Below are 25,926 nucleotides of genomic sequence, written 5' to 3' on the forward strand. Positions count from 1 at the left end.
GCCATTTAAACCACAAACCCGTGCGCCAGTACATGCCCTTGCGGGCGGCTGGGTTCGGTCCAATCAACGGCTTGGAGGCCTTGCTGACGGGGCTTTCAGGGTTGCGAGTGTGCCGGTGGCAAACATCGATCCAACGTTATGTAGTGCGCGCTGCGGCATACTACATGATGAATTGCGCTTGTAAAAATTAGACTAATTACGTCGTTCTGCGACCCCATGACGCATTGCAGTCATGTCGGGGAACGGGATGTTCTCAAAAAAGTATTGGATTGTTCCAGTTAAATATAAAAACTTGTACACGATTTGTTTTTTGTCGGTGACATTGGCGGTGCTTCATTCGCGGGCAAGCCTCGCTCCTACAGGTTTTGCGCGATCCTTGTAGGGGCGGGGCTTGCCCGCGAAGGCGTCGGCCGATTCAACGCCGCAACAACCCGTGCCTATACTTCTTTTTCTATAACAAAAGAGGGCTGCGCCATGGACCACCTCGTACTCACCGTATTTGCGCCGGACAAGGCAGGGCAGGTCGAGCGCATTGCCCAATGCATTGCCGAGCACGGCGGCAACTGGCTGGAAAGCCGCATGTCGCGCATGGCCGGGCAGTTCGCCGGGATTCTTCGGGTGGGCGTGCCGGCCGAAGCCTACGACGAACTGGTCGATGCCCTACAGGCGTTGTCCGCCCATGGCATTCGCGTGTTGATCGCGGAAAGCGGCATCGAGCAATCCTGCACCTGGAAGCCGATCGCCATGGAACTGGTGGGCAATGACCGGCCGGGGATCGTGCGCGACATCACGCGGTTGTTGAGCGAGCAGGGGGTGAACCTGGAACGGCTGGTCACCGAAGTACGTCCGGCACCGATGAGCAGCGAGCCGCTGTTCCACGCCGAAGCTATTCTCGCGGTGCCGCTGACCTTGTCGCTGGACGTCCTGCAATCGCGCCTGGAAACCCTGGCCGACGACTTGATGGTTGAATTGGTGCTGCGCAGCGAACCCTGACACAGGGTTATCCAAGTTATACGTGCACCTGCCTGTGGATAACCTGTAGAGACACCCCGCCAGGCCACGCCGGCCGGGGATCTTCAGGATCTGATCAAAAAACCAGCAGTTTCAACAAGTTGCGCACAAACAGCGGGGATCACGCTGTGGATAACCTTGGGAAGGATTGATGCAGGCCACGAAGAACGTGGCCTGTAGAGAATTGTACGTTTTTTGATCAGTTGCGCCGGCGCATGCTGATCACCGCATCAACGCTGTAAATCGCCAGGCCGGCCCAGATAAACATGAACGCCACCAACGTGCTGGACGACAGGTGTTCATCAAACAGCAGAACGGCTTGCAGCAAGACCAGCGTCGGCGCCAGGTATTGGAGAAATCCCAAAGTGGTGTAGGGCAAATGCCGCGCGGCGGCGTTGAAACATACCAGCGGCACCAGCGTCACCGGGCCGGCCGCCACCAGCCACCAGGCTTCGGAGGTGGTCCAGAACGCCGGTTGCGCACTGGCCGCCGACGGGTTGAACAACAGCCAGGCGACGGCAATCGGCACCAGCATCCAGGTTTCCACCACCAGCCCCGGCAACGCCTTGACCGGCGCCTGTTTGCGGATCAGTCCGTAGAAGCCGAAAGTCAGCGCCAGCACCAGCGACACCCAGGGCAAACTGCCGACCTGCCACACCTGTTGCGCCACACCAATCGCGGCCAGCGCCACCGCCAGCCATTGCATGCGCCGCAGCCGTTCGCCGAGGATCAACATCCCCAGCAGCACGTTCACCAGTGGATTGATGTAGTAACCGAGGCTGGCTTCGAGCATGCGCCCGTTGTTCACCGACCACACGTAGGTCAGCCAGTTGGCCGCGATCAGCGTGCCGCTCAAGGCCAGGATCGCCAGGCGTTTGGGGTTGTCGCGCAACTCGCGCCACCAGCCCGGATGCTTCCAGACCATCAGCAACAAGCCACCGAACAGCGCGGACCAGAGCACCCGGTGGATGATGATTTCTACCGCCGGCACCGAGGCGATGGCTTTGAAGTAGAGCGGGAAAAGTCCCCAGATGATGTAGGCACTCAGGCCCAGGATGTACCCGCGACGCGGGTTGGCGGCTTGCATGCAGAGTCCTTGCTTAGGCAGCTAACAAAGGGGGGGATTGTAAGGAGATTTGTCGCGATGTGCTGATCCCTGTAGGAGCGGGCAAGCCTCGCTCCTACAGGTGGGGGGTGTTAGAAGAGCTTCAGCGGTTCTTCGTTGAGTGCCGACAACTGCTCACGCAACGCCAACACCTGATCGCCCCAATACCGCTCGCTACCAAACCACGGAAAGCTGTGGGGAAACGCCGGGTCATCCCAACGGCGGGCCAGCCAGGCGCTGTAGTGCATCAGGCGCAAGGCGCGCAACGGTTCGATAAGCGCCAGTTCCCGTGGGTCGAAGTCATGAAACTCGTTGTAGCCGTCCATCAATTCCGACAACTGGCCAAGACATTCCTGACGATCCCCGGCGAGCATCATCCAGATGTCTTGCACCGCCGGGCCCATGCGGCAGTCGTCGAGGTCGACGATGTGGAACATCTCGTCGCGGCACATCATGTTGCCGGGGTGGCAATCACCGTGCATGCGGATGTTCTGGTGCGGCGTCGCCTTGTAGACCTCTTCGACGCGCTTGAGCAGATCGCGGGCCACGGACTCGTAGGCCGGCAGCAGGCTTTTCGGGACGAAATTGCCTTCGAGCAAGGTGTTCAGCGAATCGTGGCCGAAATTTTTCACGCCCAGCGCTTCACGATGCTCGAACGGCTTGGTCGCGCCGACGGCATGCAGGCGCCCGAGCAATTGGCCCAGGCGATACAGCTGATCCAGATTGCCTGGCTCCGGCGCGCGGCCACCACGGCGGGGGAACAGGGTGAAGCGGAACCCGGCGTGTTCGTGCAGGCTGGCGCCGTTATGAATCATCGGCGCGACCACCGGCACATCGCATTCAGCGAGTTCGAAGGTGAACTGGTGTTCTTCGAGAATGGCTTCGTTGGTCCAGCGCTGCGGGCGGTAGAACTTGGCGATCAGCGGCTCGGAGTCTTCGATGCCGACTTGATAGACGCGGTTTTCGTAGCTGTTGAGCGCGAGGATGCGCGCATCACTGAGAAAGCCGATGCTTTCGACGGCATCAAGCACGAGGTCTGGGGTGAGGGTTGCAAACGGGTGGGCCATGCTGACTCCTGCGCGCAGCAGGCTGCCGCGTCCGGCCAAGCATGGTAGCGCAGACGGGGTGTGTTTAGGGGGATCGTTCCCACGCTCTGCGTGGGAATGCCTCACCGGACGCTTCGCGTCCGTTTCTGGGACGCGGAGCGTCCCTGGCTGCATTCCCACGCGGAGCGTGGGAACGATCAGGCCCGATCAGGCGCCGACGACCCCGCCATCTTCCCGAGAAATGGCCATCACCGAAGACCGTGGCTTGCCGTTGGGCAAATGCTCTGGGAACGTTGACCCGCCGTTCTCCCCAGGATGCTGAATCCCGACAAACAACGTCTTCTGATCCGGCGAAAAACTGATCCCCGTTACCTCGCAACCAATCGGTCCGACCATGAACCGACGGATTTCCCCGGTCACCGGGTCGGCGCAGAGCATCTGGTTATTGCCCATGCCGGCAAAGTCCCCGGCATTGCTCGAATCGCCATCGGTGAGAATCCACAAGCGCCCGGCCTTGTCGAACCCCAAGCCGTCCGGGCTATTGAACATGTTCTGCGGGGTGATGTTCGACGAACCACCCTTCGGTGTACCGGCATGCACGCCCGGATTACCGGCGACCACAAACAAATCCCAGGCAAAACTTTTCGAACCGTGATCATCACGGTCGGTGCGCCAGCGCAGGATCTGTCCGTAAACGTTTTTCTCCCGAGGATTCGGCCCGCCGACCGGTTGCCCGTCTTCGCCGCGCTTGGCGTTGTTGGTCAAGGTGCAATAAACCTGGCCATCCTTGGGGCTGACGACGATCCATTCCGGACGGTCCATGCGCGTGGCGTTGACCACACTGGCGGCGAGCCGTGCGTGAATCAGCACCTCGGCCTGATCGGCAAAGCCGCTGCTGGCGTCGATGCCGTTTTTGCCGTGGGTCAGCTCGATCCACTGGCCCTGGCCTTTCGGATGATCAGCATTACCGTCACCGGCGTCGAAGCGCGCGACGTATAAAGTGCCGTGGTCCAGCAGGTCGCGGTTTGCCTTGGGGTTTTTGTGATTGATCTTGTCGCGGCTGACAAATTTATAGATGAACTCGCCGCGCTCATCATCGCCCATGTAGACCACGGCGCGACCGTCGCTGGTTTCGGCCAGGGCCGCGTTTTCATGCTTGAAACGGCCCAGGGCGGTGCGTTTGATCGGGGTCGATTGCGGGTCGAACGGGTCGATCTCCACCACCCAGCCGTGACGGTTGAGCTCGTTGGGATTTTTCGCCAGATCGAAACGTGGATCGTGCTGGTGCCAGTTGATGTCCTTGCTGGCCGCTACGGCGCCGTAGCGTTTTTGCGCGGCATCGAATTTCTGCTCGGCGTTGCTGCTGCCGAAGCAATCGGTGAAGTTTTCTTCGCAAGTCAGGTAGGTGCCCCACGGCGTCTTGCCGTTGGCGCAGTTCTGGAACGTGCCGAGGACGTTCTTGCCGTGCTTGTCGGCGTTGGTCTTGAGCAATTCGTGACCGGCGGCCGGGCCGCTCAGGTTGATCGGCGCGTTGCCGTGGATGCGCCGATTGTAGCGCGAGCCTTGAACAAATTGCCACTGGCCGTTCTTGCGCTGCACTTCGATCACCGACACGCCTTCACAAGCCAGGGCCTTGCGCACTTCTTCGGCGGACTGCGGCATGCCGCCGTGGGGGTAGAGGTAGCGGTAGTTGGTGTATTCGTTGTTGATCGCCATCAGCGCCCGGTCTTTTTCACCGGGAAACTCAAACAGGCTCATGCCGTCGTTGTTGTCGCCGAACTGGACTTCCTGATGCTCGGCGCTGCCGTTGCCGCTGGGGTCGAAGGCCGGACCGTTCTTTTGCAGGGGCTGGCCCCAACTGATCAACACCGAGGATTTGTAACCCGGCGGCAGGGTGATCGCATCGCTGGTCGCGGCGGCGATGCTGTCGAAGCCCAACAGTTTGCTGGAGCCGGCGCTGACACTGGCGGCCAGCACGCTGCGGCTCAGCAGGTTGCCACCGAGGAACATCGCCGCACCGCAGAGGGCGCCGGCGCTGATGAAACCACGACGGCTGAGGCCGACCATGTTTTCCAGGTCGGTGGGTTGGTTTTCTTCTAATAGGCTCACATCAGGCTCCCTGCGGGTTTTTGCAGTCACCTTAATGAGCGTTAATGAAGGTTTTGTTTCAGAGCGGTGTACCGAGCAGGACGTTGGACGGCGAGAACTGCACCAGCACCGGTTGGTCGATGCCCAGGCCGGTGTTTCTTAAGTGCAGTGGCTCGGCCAGGGCGCAGAGTGTCTGGCCATTGGGCAGGCCGATGCGCACTTCGCTGGGACCGTCCTCGGCATTGAGGATTTCTTCGATAATGCCGTTCAGGCAATTGTTGCCAGGTGTTGCGGTTTGCTCGATGGCCAGCAATTCCAGCCATCCGGCCTTGATCAGGGCGACGACTTCGGTGCCGGTTTGCAGCTCCAGGCGCAGCGTGCTGTCGTGGGTGATCTGCGCGTCGATGTTCAAGCCTTCGGCCAGCTCCAGGCGAATGCGGTCATTGCGCCCCTGGGAGTCGATCGCCACGACTTTGCCGTGCAGTTGGTTGCGCGCACTGGTGCGCAGCATCAAGCGACCGAGCAGGTCGAGGTCGCTGGCGTCTTCGGCCGCTTCCAGCACCTGGGCCTGCAACACTTGCAGCTTTTGATACAGACGCAGGACCCGCTGACCCTCTTCGGACAACTTCGCGCCACCGCCACCCTTGCCGCCGACACTGCGTTCCACCAACGGTTTTTGCGCGAGGTTGTTCAGCTCATCGATGGCGTCCCACGCCGCTTTGTAACTCAGGCCGGCGCTTTTCGCGGCGCGGGTGATCGAGCCTTGTTCGGCAATGTGTTGCAGCAAGGCAATGCGCTGCGGGCGACGGACAATGTGCTGGGACAACAACGTAGGCAAGGACATGGCGAGTGCTTTGGGCGGTGGCGATGGGAGGACGTTGGCGGCTTGGCGTTCGGGAGTCAAGTCAGCTCACCTCACCGGGTTTGGGTGTGCGCGCCAGGCAATAGACATCGACCCGGGCGGCACCGGCGTCCATCAGTAAACGAGCCAGGGTTTGCGCGGTGGCGCCGGTGGTCAGTACGTCATCGATCAGCGCCAGATGCCGGCCCGCAACCGATGCGCCGGGCGCCAGGGCGAAGGCGTTACGCAGGTTGAGTTTGCGCGCTTGGGCATTCAAATCCTGTTGGGCGCTGGTGTCCTGAATCCGCAGCAACAGCGTTTCATCACAAGGAATAGTCAGGCTTTCACTGAGCCACCGCGCGAGCATCGCCGCCTGGTTGAAGCCGCGTTGGCGCAGACGCTTGGTAGCCAGCGGCACCGGGACCAGCGCATCGGGTCGCTCCAGATCTTCATCGAAGCGATGTTGCAGGAACTGGGCAAGAAGTTCGCCGAGCAAGCGGCCAAACGGCCACTTCGCGTTGTGTTTGAAGCGGGTGATCAACGTGTCCAGCGGAAAGCTGTAGGTCCAGGGCGTCGCCACTCGCTCGAAGGCCGGCGGCTGTTGCAGGCATTGGCCGCACGTCAGGCCGGACGCCGGCAAGGGCAGCGCGCAGGTCTGGCAGTGATCGCCCAGCCAGGGCAACTCGGTTTCGCAGGCTGTGCAGATGGGTGAAGTGTCTTCGGCAGGTTCCGAACAGAGCAAACAGGATTGTTTGTTTTTTAACCAGATGTAAACCGGTCCTTCGTATCGTGGTTGACAGCGCATCGCTCTTCCTTAAATATGCCGAACATCCGTGTCGCGCCTGTGGGTATTCCATTCCCCCAGCCGCTTGCCAAGCATAAAACAAAGGAAACACCCATGAGCGCCAGCACCTCTGCAACCCTGCGTCATGACTGGTCTTTGGCCGAAGTCAAAGCACTCTTCGTTCAGCCATTCAACGACCTGTTGTTCCAGGCGCAGACCGTGCACCGCGCGCACTTCGACGCTAACCGGGTCCAGGTGTCGACCTTGCTGTCGATCAAGACCGGCGCCTGCCCGGAAGATTGCAAATATTGCCCGCAGTCCGGTCACTACAACACCGGCCTGGAAAAAGAAAAACTGATGGAAGTGCAGAAGGTCCTCGAAGAGGCCGCTCGCGCCAAGGCCATCGGTTCGACGCGTTTCTGCATGGGCGCGGCGTGGAAACATCCGTCGGCCAAAGACATGCCGTACGTGCTGGAGATGGTCAAGGGCGTGAAAGCCATGGGCCTGGAAACCTGCATGACCCTCGGTCGTCTCGATCAGGACCAGACGGTCGCCCTGGCAGACGCCGGCCTCGATTACTACAACCACAACCTCGACACCTCGCCTGAGTTCTACGGCAGCATCATCACCACCCGCACCTATGGCGAGCGCCTGCAAACCCTGGCCTACGTGCGTGAATCGGGGATGAAGATCTGCTCCGGCGGCATCCTCGGCATGGGCGAGTCCCTCGACGACCGTGCCAACCTGCTGATCCAGCTGGCCAACCTGCCGGAGCATCCGGAATCGGTGCCGATCAACATGCTGGTGAAAGTCGCTGGTACGCCGCTGGAAAACGCCGATGACATCGACCCGTTCGACTTCATCCGCATGCTCGCCGTTGCCCGTATCCTGATGCCGCAATCCCACGTGCGCCTGTCCGCTGGCCGCGAAGCGATGAACGAGCAGATGCAGGCCCTGGCGTTCTTCGCTGGCGCCAACTCGATTTTCTACGGCGACAAACTGCTGACCACCGCCAACCCGCAGGCCGACAAGGACATGCAACTGTTCGGGCGCCTGGGGATCCTGCCGGAAGCGCGCGAAGAGCATGCCGATGAAGTGCATCAAGCGGCGATCGAGCAGGCATTGGTCGAGCAGAAGAGCAGCGAGCAGTTCTATAACGCCGCTGTGTGACTTCCCCGCCCTGTAGGAGCGAGGCTTGCCCGCGAATGAGACGCCCTGGTCTATCTGAAGATCGCGGTGATGCCTTCGAGGGCAAGCCTCGCTCCTACAGGGGCTGTACCTCTTTCCTACTCGCGAGGTCTGCATGTCTTTCGATCTCAGCGCGCGTCTTGCTGCCCGTCGTGCCGAAAATCTCTATCGCCAACGCCCACTGCTCGAAAGCCCTCAAGGCCCGGAAGTGGTGGTCGATGGTCAGCCATTGCTGGCGTTCTGTAACAACGACTACCTGGGCCTGGCCAATCACCCGCAAGTGATCGAAGCCTGGCGCGCCGGTGCGGCGCGTTGGGGCGTCGGCGGCGGGGCGTCGCATTTGGTCATCGGCCACAGCACCCCGCATCATGAGCTGGAAGAAGCCCTGGCCGATCTCACCGGTCGCCCGCGGGCACTGCTGTTCACCACCGGTTACATGGCCAACCTCGGCGCGGTCACCGCGTTGGTCGGGCAGGGCGATACGGTGCTGGAAGACCGGCTCAATCACGCCTCGTTGCTCGATGCCGGTTTGTTGTCCGGTGCGCGCTTCAATCGCTACCTGCATAACGACGCGGACAGCTTGGCCAAACGTCTTGAGAAAGCCACCGGCAACACGCTGGTGGTCACCGACGGCGTGTTCAGCATGGATGGCGATATCGCCGACCTGCCGGCATTGGCCCGGGAAGCCAAGGCCAAGGGCGCGTGGTTGATGGTGGATGACGCCCACGGGTTTGGTCCGCTGGGCGCGAATGGCGGCGGGATCGTCGAGCACTTCGGCCTGAGCCAGGAAGATGTGCCAGTGTTGGTCGGCACCCTCGGCAAGGCGTTCGGCACGGCCGGGGCATTTGTGGCCGGCAGTGAAGAGTTGGTCGAAAGCCTGATCCAGTTCGCCCGTCCGTACATCTACACCACCAGCCAGCCACCGGCCCTGGCCTGCGCGACGCTGAAAAGCCTTGAACTGCTGCGCAGCGAGCATTGGCGGCGTGAGCACCTGAAGACGCTGATCAGCCAGTTCCGCCATGGTGCCGAGCAAATTGGCCTGGAGTTGATGGACAGCTTTACGCCGATCCAGCCAATCATGATTGGTGATGCCGGGCGCGCGGTTCGACTGTCGCAGATGCTGCGTGAACATGGCCTGATGGTGACGGCGATCCGTCCGCCGACCGTGCCGGCCGGCAGCGCCCGCTTGCGGGTAACCCTGACCGCCGCCCACAACGAGGCGCAGGTGCAGCTATTGTTAAATGGACTGGCCGATTGTTTTGCACAACTGGGAACGGAGCCAAGCCATGCGTGATCGTCTGATTCTGCTGCCCGGTTGGGGCCTCGGGATTTCGCCGCTGGAGCCATTGGCGGCAGCGTTGCAGGGGTTGGATGAACACCTGCGGGTCGAGATCGAGCCGTTGCCGGAGCTCGAATCGAGCGATCTCGAAGAATGGCTCGATGAGCTCGATTCGACCGTGCCCCAGGATGCCTGGCTCGGTGGCTGGTCTCTTGGCGGCATGCTTGCCTCTGAGCTGGCGGCCCGGCGCGGTGATCGCTGCTGCGGACTGCTGACCCTGGCGAGCAATCCTTCGTTTGTTGCCCATGAGCAATGGCCCAGTGCGATGCCCGGCGAAACGTTTGATGCGTTTCTGGCCGGTTGCGGCGCCGATCCGCGCATGACCTTGAAACGGTTCTCGCTGCTCTGCGCCCAAGGCGCCGAAGACCCGCGCGGGTTGTCGCGTCTGTTACTTGGCGGGGCGCCGCATACGTCGGCCCAGGTGTTGATGAACGGCCTGGAACTGCTCGCGCAACTGGATACCCGCCAGGCGCTACAGGCGTTTCGTGGCCCGCAACTGCACCTGTTCGCCGGCCTCGACGGGCTGGTCCCGGCCGAAGCGGCGGGGGACTTGCTGGCCTTACTGCCGGATGTCGAAATCGGCCTGATCGAACAGGCCAGCCACGCGTTTCTTCTGGAAGACCCCCACGGTGTGGCGGGGGCGATCCAGGCTTTTTTGCATGAGTCCGGTGATGACTGATTTATCCCTTCCCAACCTGCCCGGCGGTTTGCCCGACAAGCGTCAGGTCGCGGCGTCCTTTTCCCGCGCAGCGGCCAGCTACGACAGCGTGGCCGAGTTGCAACGCGATGTTGGCAGCGAGTTGTTGCGCCGTTTGCCGCAGGATTTTTCGCCTGATCGCTGGCTGGACCTGGGCTGCGGCACCGGGTACTTCAGCCGTGCACTGGGTGAGCGTTTTCCTGCGAGTCACGGCGTTGCGCTGGATATCGCCGAGGGCATGCTCAATCACGCTCGGCCATTGGGCGGCGCAACGCACTTCATCGCCGGGGATGCCGAGCGGCTGCCGTTGCAGGCTTCGACCTGCGACCTGATCTTTTCCAGCCTGGCGGTGCAATGGTGTTCGGACTTTGCCGCGGTGCTCAGCGAGGCCAATCGGGCATTGAAACCGGGCGGAATTTTCGCGTTTGCTAGTCTGTGTGTCGGCACGTTGTACGAATTGCGTGACAGCTGGCGTCAGGTGGACGGCATGGTGCACGTCAACCGTTTCCGCGGGTTCGAGACTTATCAACAGCTGTGCGCGGCCAGTGGCTTGAACGTCGTCAGCCTGCAAGCCCGTCCACACGTGTTGCATTACCCGGATGTGCGCAGCCTGACCCATGAACTCAAGGCATTGGGCGCGCATAACCTGAACCCCGGTCGGCCGGGCGGTTTGACTGGCCGGGCAAGGATCCTCGGCTTGATCGAGGCCTATGAGCAGTTTCGTCAGGCACAAGGACTGCCGGCGACTTATCAAGTGGTTTATGCCGTGTTGGAGAAACCCTTATGAGCGCAGCGTATTTCATCACCGGCACCGACACTGATGTCGGCAAGACTACCGTCGCCGCGGGCTTGCTGCATGCCGCGCGACTGGCGGGCTTGAGTACGGCCGCGGGCAAACCGGTGGCCTCTGGTTGTGAGGTGACCCCCAAAGGGTTGCGCAATGCCGATGCACTGGCGTTGTTGGCGGAGTGCTCGGTGCCGCTGACGTATGCACAGGTCAATCCGGTGGCGTTCGAACCGGCGATTGCGCCGCATCTGGCGGCGCGGGAGGCGGGCATCGCGCTGACGGTGCAATCCTTGTTGACGCCGATGCGCGAGATTCTGGATCTGAACGCGGACTTCACGTTGATCGAAGGCGCGGGTGGCTGGCGCGTGCCGTTGGCGGATCAGGACAATCTTTCGGACCTGGCGATAGCGCTGGACCTGCCAGTGATTCTGGTGGTCGGCGTGCGGCTGGGCTGCATCAACCACGCGCTGTTGACGGCTGAAGCGATTGCCAACGATGGGCTGCAATTAGCCGGATGGGTGGCCAACATCATCGAGCCGAAAACCTCGCGGCTGGAGGAAAACCTCGCCACGCTGGCCGAGCGGATACCCGCACCGTGCCTGGGCCGGGTGCCGAAACTCAAGTCGGTGACGGCGGAGGCGGTGGCTGAGCATCTTCAACTGGACCTGTTGGATTAATGGTTTTGCCTATGACGAGGCACTGTGCCATTAGTGTTTTTGTCGGGTGTTTTACTTGCGCGTCTGCTTCAATGGCCGCTGTTGATCCTTCATAAGGACGAGTTCTCCCATGGAAATCTCAGGTAGCACCGCTTTTTATGCCGGTCTGAGCACTATTCAGACAGGGCAGAACCGTGTCGATCAGGCCGCCGGCCAGATCGCCAGCACCACCATTGAACGTTCGCAGACCAGCCAGTCTTCCGAATCTCAGGTTGATCGTCTGCGTTCGGTCGATCGCAGTCAGGAATCCGACCTGGCCAGCAATATGGTCGAGATGTCCCAGGGCAAGTTTCAGGTTGAGCTGGGTGCGAAAGTCGCCAAGGCTTCCGATGAAATGCTCGGCACGTTGATTGATACCTACGCTTGATATCCAGCTGAACCTGTTACCCCAACGCCGCGAATATTCGCGGCGTTTTTCTGCGTAAGTCCTTCTCCCTCAACTAATCTTTCCTACAGTGCCTGTTGCTCTGTCATCGGCGGTGCGCGGCTGCGTGGCCGTTATGCACGGCTGTGTGAAGACGAACGGCAAAAGATCGGCGCTTGACAAGATTTGGGCGTAAACGTATGTTTCAAACAACTGTTTGACCGTCACAACAAATCAACACGGTCGTTCATTCCCGGTTACATCAGCAGAGGTTTATCGCTATGCCTGACTACAAGGCCCCCTTGCGTGATATTCGCTTCGTTCGTGACGAACTGCTCGGCTACGAAGCGCACTATCAGAGCCTTCCGGCTTGCGCAGACGCAACTCCGGACATGGTTGACGCCATTCTCGAAGAAGGCGCCAAGTTTTGTGAGCAGGTGCTGGCACCGCTGAACCGCGTGGGTGACACCGAAGGCTGCACCTGGAGCGAGTCCGGCGTTAAAACCCCGACTGGTTTCAAAGAAGCCTACAAGCAATTCGTCGAAGGCGGCTGGCCTAGCCTGGCCCACGACGTAGAACACGGTGGCCAAGGTCTGCCGGAGTCTCTGGGTCTGGCCGTCAGTGAAATGGTTGGCGAAGCCAACTGGTCGTGGGGCATGTACCCAGGCCTGTCCCATGGCGCGATGAACACCATTTCCGAACACGGTACGCCTGAGCAACAAGAGGCTTACCTGACCAAACTGGTCTCCGGCGAATGGACCGGCACCATGTGCCTGACCGAACCGCACTGCGGCACCGACCTGGGCATGTTGCGCACCAAGGCCGAACCTCAGGCCGACGGTTCCTACAAAGTTTCCGGCACCAAGATCTTCATCTCGGCCGGTGAACACGACATGGCTGACAACATCGTCCACATCGTGCTCGCACGTCTGCCGGATGCACCGGCTGGCACCAAAGGCATCTCGCTGTTCATCGTGCCGAAGTTCATGCCGAACGAAGACGGTTCGATCGGCGCACGTAACGCCGTGACCTGTGGTTCCCTGGAACACAAAATGGGTATCCACGGTAACGCCACCTGCGTGATGAACTTCGACGCGGCCACCGGTTTCCTGATCGGCCCGGCGAACAAAGGCCTGAACTGCATGTTCACCTTTATGAACACCGCGCGTCTGGGCACTGCGCTGCAAGGTCTGGCTCACGCCGAGATCGGCTTCCAGGGCGGCCTGAAATACGCTCGTGATCGCCTGCAAATGCGCTCCCTGACTGGCCCGAAAGCGCCGGAAAAAGCCGCTGACCCGATCATCGTTCACCCAGATGTACGTCGCATGTTGTTGACCATGAAAGCGTTCGCCGAAGGCAACCGCGCGATGGTCTACTTCACCGCCAAACAGGTCGACATCGTCAAATACGGCGTAGACGAAGAAGAGAAAAAGAAAGCCGATGCACTGCTGGCTTTCATGACGCCGATCGCCAAAGCCTTCATGACTGAAGTCGGCTTCGAATCCGCTAACCACGGCGTGCAAATCTACGGTGGTCACGGTTTCATCGCCGAGTGGGGCATGGAGCAGAACGTTCGCGACAGCCGCATTTCGATGCTGTACGAAGGCACCACCGGTATCCAGGCACTCGACCTGTTGGGCCGCAAAGTGTTGATGACTCAAGGCGAGGCTCTGAAAAGCTTCACCAAGATCGTCCACAAGTTCTGCCAGACCAACGAAGGCAACGAAGCGGTCAAAGAGTTCGTCGAGCCATTGGCTGCGCTGAACAAAGAATGGGGCGAGCTGACCATGAAGGTCGGTATGGCTGCCATGAAAGATCGCGAAGAAGTCGGCGCGGCCTCCGTGGACTACCTGATGTACTCCGGTTATGCCTGCCTGGCCTACTTCTGGGCTGACATGGCGCGCCTGGCTGCCGAGAAACTGGCTGCCGGCACCACCGAAACCGCGTTCTACACCGCCAAGCTGCAGACCGCGCGCTTCTACTTCCAGCGCATCCTGCCGCGTACCCGCACTCACGTTGTTACCATGCTGTCGGGCGCCAACAACCTGATGGACATGAAAGAAGAAGACTTCGCACTGGGTTACTAAGCCTTAGCGCAGTCCAATAAAAGAGCCGCCGCTCCTTCGGGAGTGGCGGCTTTTTTTTGCCTTGAGTTCGAACCCCAGTTGGGACCCATTCCCCGGCAAAAATCGCCTTCACCACCCCACAACGACCGTATGGTGCGGGCCAACGGCCGCCAGAAGTGGCCAGCACCCTACTGCAGGGCGGCAATGTGCCTGACGCGCTGGATGTCGATGGGCGACCGGTGCGGCGAGGATGCGAGCAACACCAGCGGCTTCGAACATCCTTCTGTGTGGCCTGGGAACAGGCGCCGTTCGATCATCCGTCGCTGGTCATTCCCCAAGATTATGTTGGTGATGAAAATGCGGTGACGGCACGCCCTGTCAGTCCGAAGATCTCGACGCGGCAGGCACTGGATGCACTGATTTCCCTCAAGCCTATTGGTGCAGAAGGGCGCAGCGTCAGCGGAGGGCCGTTGCAGGCGTCCTATGACGATCTTTGAGGCGTCAGTTAAAAAACCTCGGCAACTGACTCAGATACTCGGCATTTCTGCCGTTAAAGAGACGTTCACGTGACCTGCATCACATTTCGTGTGCTTAATCGTGCGAATTGCAGGCACAATGCCATCAATTGCTATGCCGGGTCGGAGCTTTACCCTTGCCGCGTTCTTCCGCTGTACGTTTCAGTCATTTCTTGCCCTCACTACTGCTCTTGCTCGCTGGGCTTTCGGCTGCGTACATCAAGGATCTCAACGTCTTCTTCACGTCGCTGTTCAACGTGCTGCCCACCCTGGTGCTGTTGCTCGGCGGTGCGTACTGCGCGGTTTACCGACGCCAGCGTGAACTGTTCCTGATGGTCACGGTGTACATCGCCTACTTCCTGCTCGATACCCAGACCGATTATTACCGCGACAACGGCAAGGTTCGCGAAGACGCCGCGGTGGTGTTCCATCTCTGTTGTCTGCTGCTGCCGTTGCTGTTCGGCCTGTTCGCCGCGTGGCAGGAACGTACTCACCTGTTTCAGGATATGGTGGCGCGCTTCGCCGTGTTGCTGGCGTTCGGCAGCGTGGCGCTGGGCATTGAGCAAAGTTACCCACAGGCGCTGCTGATGTGGCTGTCGGAAATCCGCTGGCCGGCCTTGCACGGAGCATGGATGAGCCTGATCCAGTTGTCCTACCCGGTCTTCATCGCCTCTTTTGTCTTGTTGGCCTGGCAATACTGGCGCAATCCGAGGCCGTTGCACGCCGCGCAATTGGTGGGGCTGCTGGGGTTGTTCTGGATGTTGCCGAAAACCTTCATCCTGCCGTTCACCCTGAACATCATGTGCAGCCAGGTGATGCTGATGATTGCCGCGGCCGTTGCCCACGAAGCCTATCAAATGGCTTTCCGCGACGAACTCACCGGCCTGCCGGGCCGTCGCGCCTTGAACGAACGCATGCAGCGCCTGGGGCGCAATTACGTGCTGGCGATGAGCGACGTCGATCACTTCAAGAAATTCAACGACACCCACGGCCATGATGTCGGCGATCAGGTGCTGCGCCTGGTGGCCAGCAAACTGTCGAAAATCAGCGGCGGCGGTAGGGCGTATCGCTACGGTGGCGAGGAATTCGCCCTGGTGTTCGCGGGCAAGACGCTGGAAGAGTGCATGCCGCACCTGGAAGTCATCCGCGAGTCGATTGCCTCCTACAACATTCAATTGCGTAATCCGGACCGGCCTCAGGACGATCAGCAAGGTCGCCAGCGTCGAGCCGGCTCCGGCGCTTCCAGCGTGTCGGTCACGGTCAGCATCGGCGTCGCCGAACGCTTGGAGCAGCGCACCCCCGAACAAGTGCTCAAGTCCGCGGATGAGGCGCTCTACAGCGCCAAGGGCGCCGGGCGCAACTGCGTGGTGGCGTTCGGTCAGAGCCGCCGTGGCGCAGTGCGCATGGATGCCGCTGCGGGTTGAGTGATGACGGCGCATTCAGCGTCTGGACTGTGATTGTGAGGCGTGGTGCGCGGCAGTAGGTTTGAGGAATCTGCCGCCGGAGAAACGACCATGCCCGAGTACAAAGCTCCCCTGCGCGATATGCGCTTTCTGATCGACCACGTCTTCGACTTCCATGGCAACTACGCCGCGCTGGGTGCCACCGATGCCAGCCCGGACATGGTCAACGCGATCCTCGAAGAAGGCGCGAAATTCTGTGAGAACGTCCTCGCACCGCTCAATCGCAGCGGCGACGAAGAAGGCTGCCATTTCGACAACGGCGTGGTGACAACGCCTACAGGTTTCAAGCAAGCCTTCGCCCAATACGTCGAGGGTGGCTGGCATGGCCTGGCGGCTGATCCGGTTCATGGCGGCCAGGGTTTGCCTCTTTCACTGGGGCTGGTCATCAGTGAGATGGTCGCCTCCAGCAATACCTCCTGGGGCATGTACCCAGGCCTGACCCACGGCGCGATGTCGGCGATCCACGCCCATGGCACCGAAGAGCAAAAACAGACCTACCTGAGCAAACTCACCGCCGGCCAGTGGACCGGGACCATGTGCCTGACCGAAGCCCATTGCGGCACCGACCTGGGCATCATCAAGACCCGCGCGGTGCCCCAGGCCGACGGCAGTTATGCGATCTCCGGCAGCAAGATCTTCATCTCCGCCGGTGAACACGACATGAGCGACAACATCATTCATTTGGTATTGGCCAAGCTGCCGGACGCGCCGGCCGGGACCAAGGGCATTTCGCTGTTTATCGTGCCCAAATTACTACCCGATGCTAACGGCGAAGCGGGCGAGCGCAATGGCGTTTCCTGCGGCTCCATCGAGCACAAGATGGGCATCAAGGCTTCGGCCACCTGCGTGCTCAATTTTGACGAGGCCAAGGGCTATTTGATTGGTGAAGCGAACAAGGGCCTGAACTGCATGTTCACCATGATGAACCACGCACGCCTGGGCACCGGCATGCAGGGTTTGTGTCTGGGCGAAGCGAGCTTCCAGGGCGCGATCAAGTACGCCAACGACCGCCTGCAAATGCGCTCGCTGACCGGCCCGAAAGCCCCGGAAAAAGCCGCCGACCCGATCATCGTGCACCCCGATGTGCGGCGGATGTTGCTGACGATGAAGGCCTTCAACGAAGGCAACCGGGCGCTGACCTATTTCACCGCGCAGTTGCTGGATGTTGCTCATCTGAGCTCAGATGCTACGGCGCGTCAGGATGCCGAGGACCTGTTGGCGTTCCTGACGCCAATCTGCAAAGCCTTCATGACCGATACCGGCCTGGAGGTGACCAACCACGGTATGCAGGTGTTTGGCGGGCACGGTTTTATCCGCGAATGGGGCATGGAACAGCTGGTCCGCGACTGCCGGATTGCGCCGATCTACGAGGGCACCAACGGCATTCAGGCACTGGATCTGCTGGGGCGCAAGGTCCTTGGCAGCCAAGGCAAACTGTTGCGGGGGTTCACCAAAATCGTCCATAAGTTCTGCGCGGCGAATGCCGAGCATCCGCAACTGGGCAGCTTCGTGGCACAGCTCAATGGCTTGAATCAGCAGTGGGGCGAGGTGACCACTAAAGTCGGCATGGCCGCGATGAAAAACCCGGATGAAGTCGGCGCAGCGTCGGTGGATTACTTGATGTACAGCGGGTACATCATCCTTGGGTATTTGTAGTTGCGAATGGCGTTGGTGGCTCAGGCACAGATCGATGCGGGCAGCGGCGATGCCGATTATTGCCAGGGCAAACTGGCGACCTGCGAGTTCTACTTCAAGCGTTTGCTGCCGCGTACCGCCGCTCATCGGGCGGCGATCGAGGCGGGAAGTGATTGCCTGATGAAGCTGCCGGCGGAGTTGTTTGCGCTTTAATCGGTTTTAAAAGCTTCGCGGGCAAGCCTCGCTCCTACAGTTTTGTGTCGTTCGCGAAGTCTGCGCACAGCGAGGACCTGTAGGAGCGAGGCTTGCCCGCGAATACGTTTTACCGGATATACGCCAATGACTAAACATTACAAATCAGTCATGAGCTGACCCTATGTGTCGTAAAAGTTGTTGGGTTACACTCGAACCCAACGAAAGCACAATTCCTACGAATCACCCGTTTAGATCCTGCGAGGTTTGCCATGGCTGACTACAAAGCGCCCCTGCGCGATATGCGCTTCGTCCTCAATGAAGTTTTCGAGGTCGCCAAACTCTGGGCCGAGCTGCCGGCGCTGGCGGACACCGTCGATGCCGAAACCGTCGAAGCCATTCTCGAAGAAGCCGGCAAGGTCACCAGCAAAAGCATCGCGCCCCTGAGCCGTGCGGCTGACGAAGAAGGTTGCCATTGGGCGGACGGTGCCGTCACCACGCCGGCAGGTTTCCCACAGGCTTATCAGACTTACGCTGAAGGCGGTTGGGTCGGTGTCGGTGGTGATCCGGCCTACGGCGGCATGGGCATGCCTAAAGCGGTTTCGGCCCAGGTCGAAGAAATGGTCAACTCCTCCAGCCTGTCGTTCGGTCTGTACCCGATGCTGACCGCCGGTGCCTGCCTGTCGATCAACGCCCACGCCAGCGACGAGCTGAAAGCCGCGTACCTGCCGAACATGTATGCCGGCGTCTGGGCTGGCTCCATGTGCCTGACCGAACCGCACGCTGGTACAGACCTGGGGATCATCCGCACCAAGGCCGAACCTCAGGCCGACGGTTCCTACAAAGTCAGCGGCACCAAGATCTTCATCACCGGCGGCGAACACGACCTCACCGAAAACATCATCCACCTGGTACTGGCCAAACTGCCGGACGCACCGGCCGGGCCGAAAGGCATCTCGCTGTTCCTGGTGCCGAAGTTCATGGTCAATGCCGATGGCAGCCTGGGCGCACGTAACCCGGCGAACTGCGGTTCGATCGAGCACAAGATGGGCATCCAGGCGTCCGCGACTTGCGTGATGAACTTCGATGAAGCCGTGGGTTATCTGGTCGGCGAGCCGAACAAAGGCCTGGCCGCGATGTTCACCATGATGAACTACGAGCGTCTTGGCGTGGGTATCCAGGGCCTGGCCACCGGCGAGCGCTCGTACCAGAACGCTGTCGAATACGCCCGCGATCGCCTGCAAAGCCGTTCCCCGACCGGCGCGCAAAACAAAGACAAAGTCGCTGACCCGATCATCGTCCACCCGGACGTGCGTCGCATGTTGCTGACCATGAAAGCCTCGAACGAAGGCGGCCGTGCCTTCTCGACGTACGTGGCGATGCAACTGGACACCGCCAAGTTCAGCGAAGACGCGACCACCCGCAAACGTGCGGAAGACCTGGTTGCGTTGCTGACCCCAGTGGCCAAGGCATTCCTGACCGATCTGGGACTGGAAACCACCGTGCACGGCCAGCAGGTGTTCGGCGGCCACGGTTACATCCGCGAATGGGGCCAGGAACAACTGGTTCGTGACGTACGTATCACCCAGATCTACGAAGGCACCAACGGCATTCAGGCGCTGGACCTTGTAGGGCGCAAGATTGTTGGCAGTGGCGGGGCGTTCTATAACCTGTTCGCCGACGAAATTCGTCACTTCACTGCGACCGCCAGCGCTGACCTGGCGGAGTTCACCAAGCCATTGAATGACGCGGTGACCACCCTTGATGAACTGACTTCGTGGCTGCTGGACCGGGCGAAAAATAACCCGAATGAAATCGGCGCGGCGTCGGTCGAGTATCTGCAAGTATTTGGATACGTTGCCTATGCCTACATGTGGGCATTGATGGCCAAAGCGGCCTACGGCAAAGAGGCGCAGGACGATTTCTACGCGAGCAAACTCGGCACCGCGCGCTTCTATTTCGCCCGCCTGCTGCCGCGGATTCACTCGTTGAGCGCGTCGGTGAAGGCCGGCAGCGAATCGCTGTTCCTGCTGGATGCTTCGCAATTCTGACGATGTAACGTTATGTAAGCATTCTCTTACATGACGTGCTGCTGTTTTCCCATATGCGCCGATTGGATCCAGAGCTAATCTACTTCACATGGACGTCGCGCAGGAAGCGCAAAGCAACAACACGGACACGTAGGATTCTGCCAGGATGGCGGAGTGAAATGGATGTCAGGGAAACAGTCTGCAAAGCCCCGCTTCGGCGGGGTTTTCTTTTGCCTGTAGAAAAGGGCTCAGGTCATTTTCGCCGGGCTGTTCAAGCGCTCATCGGGCGCATTCAGCACTTCTTCCAGCAATGTCTGCAACAAGGCCATAGAGGCTTGTTGCCGTTGCACATCTCGACACACCAATCCGACTTTCAGCGGCACGCGCGGCTCGGTCAGCGGTTTCCACAGCAGTTCATGATTACCCAGCGCCTTTTGCGAACGCCCGGGCAACACCGTGGCCAACCGGGTATGGGGCAGGCTGTCGAGAATTCCCGCCATATTGTTCAGTTCCGCCTGCACCTGCGGCCGTCGCCCCAGGCTGGCCAATTGCGCCTGCCAGATCTGCCGCAGTTGAAACTCCTCGCCCAGTAGCAGCATCGGTAATTCCGCGGCCTGACTCATGGAGACTTTCTTGAATTCGCGCAACGGATGATCCGCCGGGATGACGAGCGTCAGTTCATCTTCGTACAACAACACACCGTGCAGTCCCGGTTGACGGGTTGGCAGGTAGCTGATGCCGATGTCCAGGGAACCATTGAGCAAGCGCCGCTCGATCTCCATGCCGGTCAGCTCATAGATTTGCACCACCAGATGCGGCTGGGCCTTGCGCACCCGTTCGAGCATCTGCGGCACCAGGCTGCTGTGCACGGTTTGCAACACGCCGATGGCCAAGGTGCGCAATGCCTGTCCCTTGAAATTACCCAGGGCTTCCCGCGCCCGTTGCAGGCCATCGAGCAGGGGTAGCGCGTGGTTATACAGCGTGTGCGCCGCGAGGGTCGGCAGCAAGCGTTTGCTGCTGCGTTCAAACAGGCTCACATCGAGGTTCTGCTCAAGGTGGCGGATCTGTTGCGACAGTGCCGGTTGGGAGATGGACAGTCGCTCCGCAGCCCGGCCCACATGGCCTTCTTCATAGACCGCGACGAAATAACGCAGTTGCTTGAAATCCATAAGTAATGCTTATCGAAAATGCTGTGAAATCGAAATGGCTCAGCGCCGTGCCTGAGCCTAGTCTAACCGCATTCATAAGGCTTACAGGGCCAGAAAGCGCGATGAATACCGTTTGCAGTGATGGTGTTTACATAGGAAAGACAAAAAACCTCAAACGAGGTTTTTTTCCATGAATCTGTTTAGTTTGCGGCGCAGCCCACCCAGTCTGGATGACCTGGTCATGGACACCTCATTGCCGTCTTGCAGTGACAACCTGTCCAGCGAGTGCCTGATGCCCAGTGTCGAGCGGCCACAACAGATTTTTGTCCGCGGCCAGGGCTCGTGGTTGTGGGACAGCGATGACCGCGCCTATCTGGATTTCACCCAGGGCGGCGGCGCCAACAGCTTGGGGCACAGTCCATCAGTGCTGGTTAACGCGATTTCCGATCAGGCCCGATCGCTGATCAACCCCGGCTTCGGCCTGCATAACCGCGGCATGCTCAACCTCGCCGAACGCCTCTGCACCAGTACCGGCAGCGATCAGGCGTACCTGCTCAACAGTGGCAGCGAAGCCTGCGACGCAGCGATCAAGTTGGCTCGCAAGTGGGGTCAACTGCATCGTGGGGGCGCTTCGCGAATCATCGTCGCTAATAAGGGTTGTCATGGCCGTAGTCTCGGGACGATTTCAGCGTCGGACAGTTCGAATCTGACCAACCGATTCGAGCCTCAGTTGCCGGGTTTCAGCCACGTTCCTTTCAATGACCTTCCAGCGTTGCACGCGGCCGTGGATGCCCGGACCGTGGCGATCATGCTCGAACCGATCCAGAGTGAAGCCGGGGTAATCGCGGCCGACGAGCATTACCTCAAGGGCATCGAACGCTTGTGTCGCGAATTGGGCATCCTGCTGATCCTCGACGAAGTGCAGACCGGGATCGGCCGCTGCGGCACCTTGCTCGCGGAACAGTCCTACGGCGTGCGAGCCGATATCGTTGTGCTCGGCAAAGGTCTGGGTGGCGGCGTGCCGTTGGCGGCGTTGCTGGCCCGGGGCAAGGCGTGCTGTTTCGACCTCGGTGAAATGACCGGCACCCATCACGGCAATGCGCTGATGACCGCTGCCGGTCTGGCCGTGCTCGATAGCGTGCACGACAAAAGATTTCTCGATCATGTGCAGCAGACCGGTCGATACCTTGGAGAAGGTCTGAGGCGGCTGTCCCATCGCTACGGCCACGGCGAATTGCGTGGCCACGGGCTGCTCTGGGGACTGACCCTGTCCGACGATTCAGCAGACGCGGTAGTCAAAGCCGCACTCTGCGAAGGCTTGCTCCTCAACGCCCCGCAACCCGATTGCCTGCGCTTCACACCAGCCCTCACCGTCAGCAAAGCCAACATCGACGAAATGCTCCTGCGCCTGGCCCGCGCGTTCTCCCGAGTACGCACCGCGCAACTGCAGTGCCGCAAAGGGATTGCCGTCTGATCAGAGCCGTCCTACACGAATTTCCGAACCGTCTCGCGGTAATAACGCATCGCCCCATACCTGCTTCTTTTGGTGTGGGGCGTTTTTTTGTCTCGGCGAAATGTTGGTCTGAAAAACCGTACTGAACCCTGACGAACGGCACAGGTCGATTAGCTGTGTGGCTTACACAAGCCAAACTTCAAATCAGGAGCTGACCCATGGACTTTATTCGAATCATCATTGCCATTCTGTTGCCGCCCCTGGGTGTGTTTCTGCAAGTCGGTTTCGCCGGGGCGTTCTGGCTGAATATTCTGCTGACGTTGTGCGGTTACATTCCGGGGATCGTGCATGCGGTTTATATCATCGCCAAGCGCTGACATTTTCGGCGTCAGATAGATTGCCTTCGCGGGCAAGTCGGAACGCCGCCCGCTCGCTCCTACGGGATTGTTGAACGACACAAACCTGTAGGAGCGAGCGGGCGGCGTTCCGACTTGCCCGCGAAGGGCGCGCCGCGGTTTCAATCTGCTAAATCCATCACCCGCCGATAAAACAACCACTCCTGCTCCAGCGCATGCGCCTGGTTCCCCGCCTTGCGAAACCCATGACGCTCATCCGCGTAATAGTGGGCCTCAACCAGAATGCCGTTGTCCTCCAGCGCCGTGACCATGTCGCGGGTTTGCTGCGGCACCACCACGGCGTCCAGTTCACCTTGAAAGAAGATCACAGGCACCGAGATATTGCTCGCGTGCAGCAGTGGCGTGCGGGCGGCGTAAAGTTCGGCGTCCTGCAGCGGATCGCCAATCAACCAATCCAGGTAGTCGCCTTCAAATTTGTGAGTCGCCCTGGCCAGTGCAACCGGATCGCTCACGCCATACAGGCTGGCCCCGGCGCGAAAGACCTTGTGAAAGGCCAGCGCGCAAAGGGTGGTATAGCCGCCAGCACTGCCGCCGCGAATGAAAGCCTTGTCGCCATCGATCAGCCCGCGTTCGGCGAGATAGGCGACCACGGCACAGGCATCCTCCACATCCACATCGCCCCAACTCAAGTGCAGCGCCTGACGATAAGCCCGGCCATAGCCGCTGCTGCCCCGGTAGTTCAGGTCGGCCACGGCGAAACCCCGTTGCGCCCAATACTGGATGCGCGGGTCGAGCATCGGGTAGCAGGCCGAGGTCGGGCCGCCGTGGATGAACACCACCAGCGGCGGCTTCGCGGCGCCGGTCATCGCCGGATAGAAAAAGCCGTGGGCCTCGCCCGAACCGCTTGGGTAGCGCAGGGTTTGTGGGCGGCTGATCTGCTCGGCGGGCAAGGGCGCAATGCCGCCAGCGAGGACTTTGACTTGTCGGGTGTGGCGGTTGATGGCGATCACCGCCGAGGAGCTGACCGGCGAGGCGGCGATGCAGTAAATAAACTGTGCATCCAGTGCGAGACTTCGGAAACGGCTGTAGTCCCCGATGAAATCTTCAGGCGCTTCGCCGCAAAGGCCCAGTCGGCCAAACCCGCCTTCGGTCCAGCTCGCCAGATAACTGTTTTCGCCCAGCGGCAACCACGTGCTGCCGCCGAGCTGCCACGGTGCCGGTCCATGATCGGCATTAGCGCTAGCCAGCGGGTTCAATCCCTCTGCGGATTCCACCCACGGCTGCCAGTAGCCGTCGCGGTCGGTCAGGCAATACAGGCGCCCGCTGTCATCAAACCGAGGTTGTTGCAACGACTCTTCAGCACCATCGCCGGCCACACAACGCGGCTGAGCAAAGCCACCTTCATTCTGGCGTTCGGCAACCATCAAACGAGTCGCGGTCCATGGCTGGTCCGGCCGACTCCACTCAATCCAGGCCAGGCGTCGAGCATCCGGGCTCAGCGTCGGCGCGGCGTAAAAGTCCGCGCCCTCGGCCAACAAATGACGCACACCGTCCGCCAGGTCGATGGCCACCAACCGATGCTGATCATGGTTTTCTTCAACCGCCAACACCTGGCCGTTGGCAAACTGCAGATCGCCATAACGGCAACCACTCGACGTCAGCACCTCAGGAGTCTCTCCCTTCAGCGATTGCCGATAGAGCTGCTGGTCCGCCTCGTTAACGAAAACAATCCCGTCATCCGTCAGACAAAACGCCCCACCGCCATATTCGTACACGCGACTGCGTGCACTGAACCCTGGCGGCGTCAGGCATCGGGCCTCGCCATCGTGCCAATGCCAGATCCGGCACGCGGCATCCTCTGGACGGTACTCGTTCCAGAACAAGCCATGACGGCCGACCTGCAACTCGGCAAAGTCGATGCCGGCCGCGACAGCCTTGATGGCGCTGAAGGGTTCAGCTGCTTTTAGCGATGAGGCGTGAGTTTCGTTCATTGCGAAAGGCCAGTTGTTCGATGGTCTGGGTCGCGTGTTCGGCTTCTTCGCGGGCCTTGAGAATCACGCCGTGATGTTCCGATTTGCTGCACACCGGGTCGGCATTGCTGGCGTCACCGGTGAGCATGAAGGCCTGGCAGCGACAGCCGCCGAAGTCTTTTTCTTTCTCATCACACGAACGGCATGGCTCAGGCATCCAGTCGTAACCGCGAAAGCGGTTGAAGCCGAACGAGTCGTACCAGATGTGTTGCATGCTGTGATCGCGCACGTTGGGAAATTGCACCGGCATCTGTCGGGCGCCGTGACAGGGCAGGGCGGTTCCGTCCGGCGTGACTGTCAGAAAGATGCTGCCCCAGCCGTTCATGCAGGCTTTCGGGCGTTCTTCGTAGTAGTCCGGGGTAACGAAAATCAGCTTGCATGGATGCCCTTCGGCTTCCAGTTTGGCGCGGTATTCATTGGTGACGCGTTCGGCGCGCACCAGCTGTTCCTTGGTCGGCAACAGGCCGACACGATTGAGCTGCGCCCAACCGTAGAACTGGCAAGTGGCGAGTTCGACGAAGTCCGCTTCAAGGGCGATGCACAGCTCGATGATGCGGTCGATCTTGTCGATGTTGTGCCGATGGGTCACGAAGTTCAGCACCATCGGATAGCCATGGGCCTTCACCGCACGGGCCATTTCCAGCTTCTGCGCGAAAGCCTTTTTCGAGCCGGCCAGCAGGTTGTTCACCTGTTCGTCACTGGCCTGGAAACTGATCTGGATATGGTCCAGGCCGGCCTTCTTGAAGTCGCTGATTTTCTGTTCGGTGAGGCCGATGCCGGAGGTGATCAGGTTGGTGTAGAACCCCAGCTTGCGCGCCTCGGCGATCAGCTCGGCGAGGTCCTGGCGCACCAGCGGTTCACCGCCGGAGAAACCCAACTGCGCCGCACCCATCTCCCGCGCTTCGCGAAACACCTTGATCCACTGTTCGGTGCTGAGTTCTTTGCCTTGCTCGGCGAAATCCAGCGGATTGGAGCAGTACGGGCATTGCAGCGGGCAGCGATAGGTCAGTTCGGCCAGCAACCACAAGGGCAGGCCGATTTCGGGTTTGGGCGGTAACTTGTCTGACACAGA

General features: G+C 60.3%; 20 protein-coding genes and 2 pseudogenes. 14 read left to right on the forward strand and 8 right to left on the reverse strand.

The window, feature by feature from the left end; all coding sequences use genetic code 11:
- The first annotated feature begins 474 nt into the window (after positions 1–474).
- Positions 475–993: a glycine cleavage system protein R gene (locus HKK53_RS23375; protein WP_123410579.1), complete on the forward strand. Its 519-nt coding sequence runs from the start codon at positions 475–477 to the stop codon at positions 991–993.
- Between the two features lie 217 nt (positions 994–1,210).
- On the opposite strand, the gene rarD is transcribed toward HKK53_RS23375, so the two are convergent.
- The 5 genes from rarD to HKK53_RS23400 all read right to left on the reverse strand — a co-directional run bounded on the left by rarD (position 1,211) and on the right by HKK53_RS23400 (position 6,896).
- Positions 1,211–2,098, reverse strand: coding sequence for an EamA family transporter RarD (gene rarD / locus HKK53_RS23380; protein WP_169372779.1), 888 nt, complete (start codon positions 2,096–2,098; stop codon positions 1,211–1,213).
- A 110-nt stretch (positions 2,099–2,208) separates the two neighbouring features.
- Positions 2,209–3,183 carry a serine/threonine protein kinase gene (locus HKK53_RS23385; RefSeq protein WP_054616850.1) on the reverse strand — a complete coding sequence of 325 codons (975 nt, stop codon included), beginning with the start codon at positions 3,181–3,183 and terminating at the stop codon, positions 2,209–2,211.
- 186 nt (positions 3,184–3,369) lie between these two features.
- Entirely contained in the window at positions 3,370–5,271 is a 1,902-nt protein-coding gene (locus HKK53_RS23390; RefSeq protein WP_169372780.1) for a PhoX family protein, read from the reverse strand.
- A 58-nt stretch (positions 5,272–5,329) separates the two neighbouring features.
- Complete coding sequence (locus HKK53_RS23395; protein ID WP_169374285.1) at positions 5,330–6,094, reverse strand: TOBE domain-containing protein; 765 nt, start codon at positions 6,092–6,094, stop codon at positions 5,330–5,332.
- Between the two features lie 61 nt (positions 6,095–6,155).
- Positions 6,156–6,896, reverse strand: a complete 741-nt coding sequence (locus tag HKK53_RS23400) for a ComF family protein (protein ID WP_169372781.1) — start codon at positions 6,894–6,896, stop codon at positions 6,156–6,158.
- A gap of 93 nt (positions 6,897–6,989) precedes the next feature.
- Here HKK53_RS23400 and bioB point away from each other — a divergent pair, with 93 nt between their 5' ends.
- The 11 genes and pseudogenes from bioB (at position 6,990) to HKK53_RS23455 (ending at position 19,888) form a co-directional block, all read left to right on the forward strand.
- On the forward strand, positions 6,990–8,045 hold the full coding sequence (bioB, locus tag HKK53_RS23405) for a biotin synthase BioB (protein WP_123513110.1): 1,056 nt from the start codon (positions 6,990–6,992) through the stop codon (positions 8,043–8,045).
- Between the two features lie 133 nt (positions 8,046–8,178).
- Positions 8,179–9,357 (forward strand): 8-amino-7-oxononanoate synthase, encoded by a 1,179-nt coding sequence (gene bioF / locus HKK53_RS23410; protein ID WP_169372782.1) that lies wholly within the window; start codon positions 8,179–8,181, stop codon positions 9,355–9,357.
- On the forward strand, positions 9,350–10,081 hold the full coding sequence (locus HKK53_RS23415) for an alpha/beta fold hydrolase (RefSeq protein WP_169372783.1): 732 nt from the start codon (positions 9,350–9,352) through the stop codon (positions 10,079–10,081). Before bioF ends, HKK53_RS23415 begins: the two co-directional genes overlap by 8 nt.
- Positions 10,074–10,886, forward strand: a complete 813-nt coding sequence (bioC, locus tag HKK53_RS23420; RefSeq protein WP_169372784.1) for a malonyl-ACP O-methyltransferase BioC — start codon at positions 10,074–10,076, stop codon at positions 10,884–10,886. The genes HKK53_RS23415 and bioC overlap by 8 nt, the downstream gene beginning before the upstream one ends.
- Complete coding sequence (gene bioD, locus HKK53_RS23425) at positions 10,883–11,563, forward strand: dethiobiotin synthase (protein WP_169372785.1); 681 nt, start codon at positions 10,883–10,885, stop codon at positions 11,561–11,563. The genes bioC and bioD overlap by 4 nt, the downstream gene beginning before the upstream one ends.
- A 109-nt stretch (positions 11,564–11,672) precedes the next feature.
- Complete coding sequence (locus HKK53_RS23430; RefSeq protein ID WP_169372786.1) at positions 11,673–11,969, forward strand: pyrroloquinoline quinone biosynthesis protein PqqE; 297 nt, start codon at positions 11,673–11,675, stop codon at positions 11,967–11,969.
- Between the two features lie 278 nt (positions 11,970–12,247).
- Entirely contained in the window at positions 12,248–14,053 is a 1,806-nt protein-coding gene (locus tag HKK53_RS23435; RefSeq protein ID WP_169372787.1) for a phenylacyl-CoA dehydrogenase, read from the forward strand.
- 210 nt (positions 14,054–14,263) lie between these two features.
- Positions 14,264–14,529: pseudogene (locus HKK53_RS23440) on the forward strand (cytochrome-c peroxidase); the annotation flags it as partial.
- A 155-nt stretch (positions 14,530–14,684) separates the two neighbouring features.
- Entirely contained in the window at positions 14,685–15,971 is a 1,287-nt protein-coding gene (locus HKK53_RS23445) for a GGDEF domain-containing protein (RefSeq protein ID WP_169372788.1), read from the forward strand.
- Between the two features lie 90 nt (positions 15,972–16,061).
- Positions 16,062–17,858, forward strand: a pseudogene (locus tag HKK53_RS23450) (acyl-CoA dehydrogenase C-terminal domain-containing protein).
- A 251-nt stretch (positions 17,859–18,109) separates the two neighbouring features.
- Positions 18,110–19,888, forward strand: coding sequence for an acyl-CoA dehydrogenase C-terminal domain-containing protein (locus HKK53_RS23455; protein WP_169372789.1), 1,779 nt, complete (start codon positions 18,110–18,112; stop codon positions 19,886–19,888).
- A gap of 227 nt (positions 19,889–20,115) precedes the next feature.
- Here the strand turns inward: HKK53_RS23455 and HKK53_RS23460 are convergent, their stop codons facing one another.
- The gene (locus HKK53_RS23460) at positions 20,116–21,036 is read right to left on the reverse strand and encodes a LysR family transcriptional regulator (protein ID WP_169372790.1); all 921 of its coding nucleotides are present in this window, start codon (positions 21,034–21,036) and stop codon (positions 20,116–20,118) included.
- A gap of 169 nt (positions 21,037–21,205) precedes the next feature.
- On the opposite strand from HKK53_RS23460, the gene HKK53_RS23465 reads away from it, so the two are divergent.
- Positions 21,206–22,489 (forward strand): aspartate aminotransferase family protein, encoded by a 1,284-nt coding sequence (locus tag HKK53_RS23465; RefSeq protein ID WP_169372791.1) that lies wholly within the window; start codon positions 21,206–21,208, stop codon positions 22,487–22,489.
- Between the two features lie 197 nt (positions 22,490–22,686).
- Complete coding sequence (locus HKK53_RS23470; RefSeq protein WP_007904205.1) at positions 22,687–22,845, forward strand: YqaE/Pmp3 family membrane protein; 159 nt, start codon at positions 22,687–22,689, stop codon at positions 22,843–22,845.
- A 140-nt stretch (positions 22,846–22,985) separates the two neighbouring features.
- Here HKK53_RS23470 and HKK53_RS23475 read toward each other — a convergent pair whose 3' ends face one another.
- On the reverse strand, positions 22,986–24,815 hold the full coding sequence (locus HKK53_RS23475) for a S9 family peptidase (protein WP_169372792.1): 1,830 nt from the start codon (positions 24,813–24,815) through the stop codon (positions 22,986–22,988).
- Positions 24,778–25,923: a pyrroloquinoline quinone biosynthesis protein PqqE gene (pqqE, locus tag HKK53_RS23480; RefSeq protein WP_169374286.1), complete on the reverse strand. Its 1,146-nt coding sequence runs from the start codon at positions 25,921–25,923 to the stop codon at positions 24,778–24,780. The genes HKK53_RS23475 and pqqE overlap by 38 nt, the downstream gene beginning before the upstream one ends.
- Positions 25,924–25,926 lie beyond the last annotated feature (3 nt).

The organism is Pseudomonas sp. ADAK7, from assembly GCF_012935675.1.
Lineage (GTDB): Bacteria > Pseudomonadota > Gammaproteobacteria > Pseudomonadales > Pseudomonadaceae > Aquipseudomonas.

Coding starts and splice junctions, on each gene's coding strand:
- HKK53_RS23465 (WP_169372791.1), top strand. CDS start 21,206: ATGAATCTGTTTAGTTTGCGGCGCAGCCCACCCAGTCTGGATGACCTG.
- HKK53_RS23415 (WP_169372783.1), top strand. CDS start 9,350: ATGCGTGATCGTCTGATTCTGCTGCCCGGTTGGGGCCTCGGGATTTCG.
- HKK53_RS23385 (WP_054616850.1), bottom strand. CDS start 3,183: ATGGCCCACCCGTTTGCAACCCTCACCCCAGACCTCGTGCTTGATGCC.
- HKK53_RS23375 (WP_123410579.1), top strand. CDS start 475: ATGGACCACCTCGTACTCACCGTATTTGCGCCGGACAAGGCAGGGCAG.
- HKK53_RS23400 (WP_169372781.1), bottom strand. CDS start 6,896: ATGCGCTGTCAACCACGATACGAAGGACCGGTTTACATCTGGTTAAAA.
- bioB (WP_123513110.1), top strand. CDS start 6,990: ATGAGCGCCAGCACCTCTGCAACCCTGCGTCATGACTGGTCTTTGGCC.
- bioD (WP_169372785.1), top strand. CDS start 10,883: ATGAGCGCAGCGTATTTCATCACCGGCACCGACACTGATGTCGGCAAG.
- bioC (WP_169372784.1), top strand. CDS start 10,074: ATGACTGATTTATCCCTTCCCAACCTGCCCGGCGGTTTGCCCGACAAG.
- HKK53_RS23475 (WP_169372792.1), bottom strand. CDS start 24,815: ATGAACGAAACTCACGCCTCATCGCTAAAAGCAGCTGAACCCTTCAGC.
- rarD (WP_169372779.1), bottom strand. CDS start 2,098: ATGCAAGCCGCCAACCCGCGTCGCGGGTACATCCTGGGCCTGAGTGCC.
- HKK53_RS23460 (WP_169372790.1), bottom strand. CDS start 21,036: ATGGATTTCAAGCAACTGCGTTATTTCGTCGCGGTCTATGAAGAAGGC.
- HKK53_RS23430 (WP_169372786.1), top strand. CDS start 11,673: ATGGAAATCTCAGGTAGCACCGCTTTTTATGCCGGTCTGAGCACTATT.
- HKK53_RS23435 (WP_169372787.1), top strand. CDS start 12,248: ATGCCTGACTACAAGGCCCCCTTGCGTGATATTCGCTTCGTTCGTGAC.
- HKK53_RS23455 (WP_169372789.1), top strand. CDS start 18,110: ATGGCTGACTACAAAGCGCCCCTGCGCGATATGCGCTTCGTCCTCAAT.
- HKK53_RS23470 (WP_007904205.1), top strand. CDS start 22,687: ATGGACTTTATTCGAATCATCATTGCCATTCTGTTGCCGCCCCTGGGT.
- bioF (WP_169372782.1), top strand. CDS start 8,179: ATGTCTTTCGATCTCAGCGCGCGTCTTGCTGCCCGTCGTGCCGAAAAT.
- HKK53_RS23395 (WP_169374285.1), bottom strand. CDS start 6,094: ATGTCCTTGCCTACGTTGTTGTCCCAGCACATTGTCCGTCGCCCGCAG.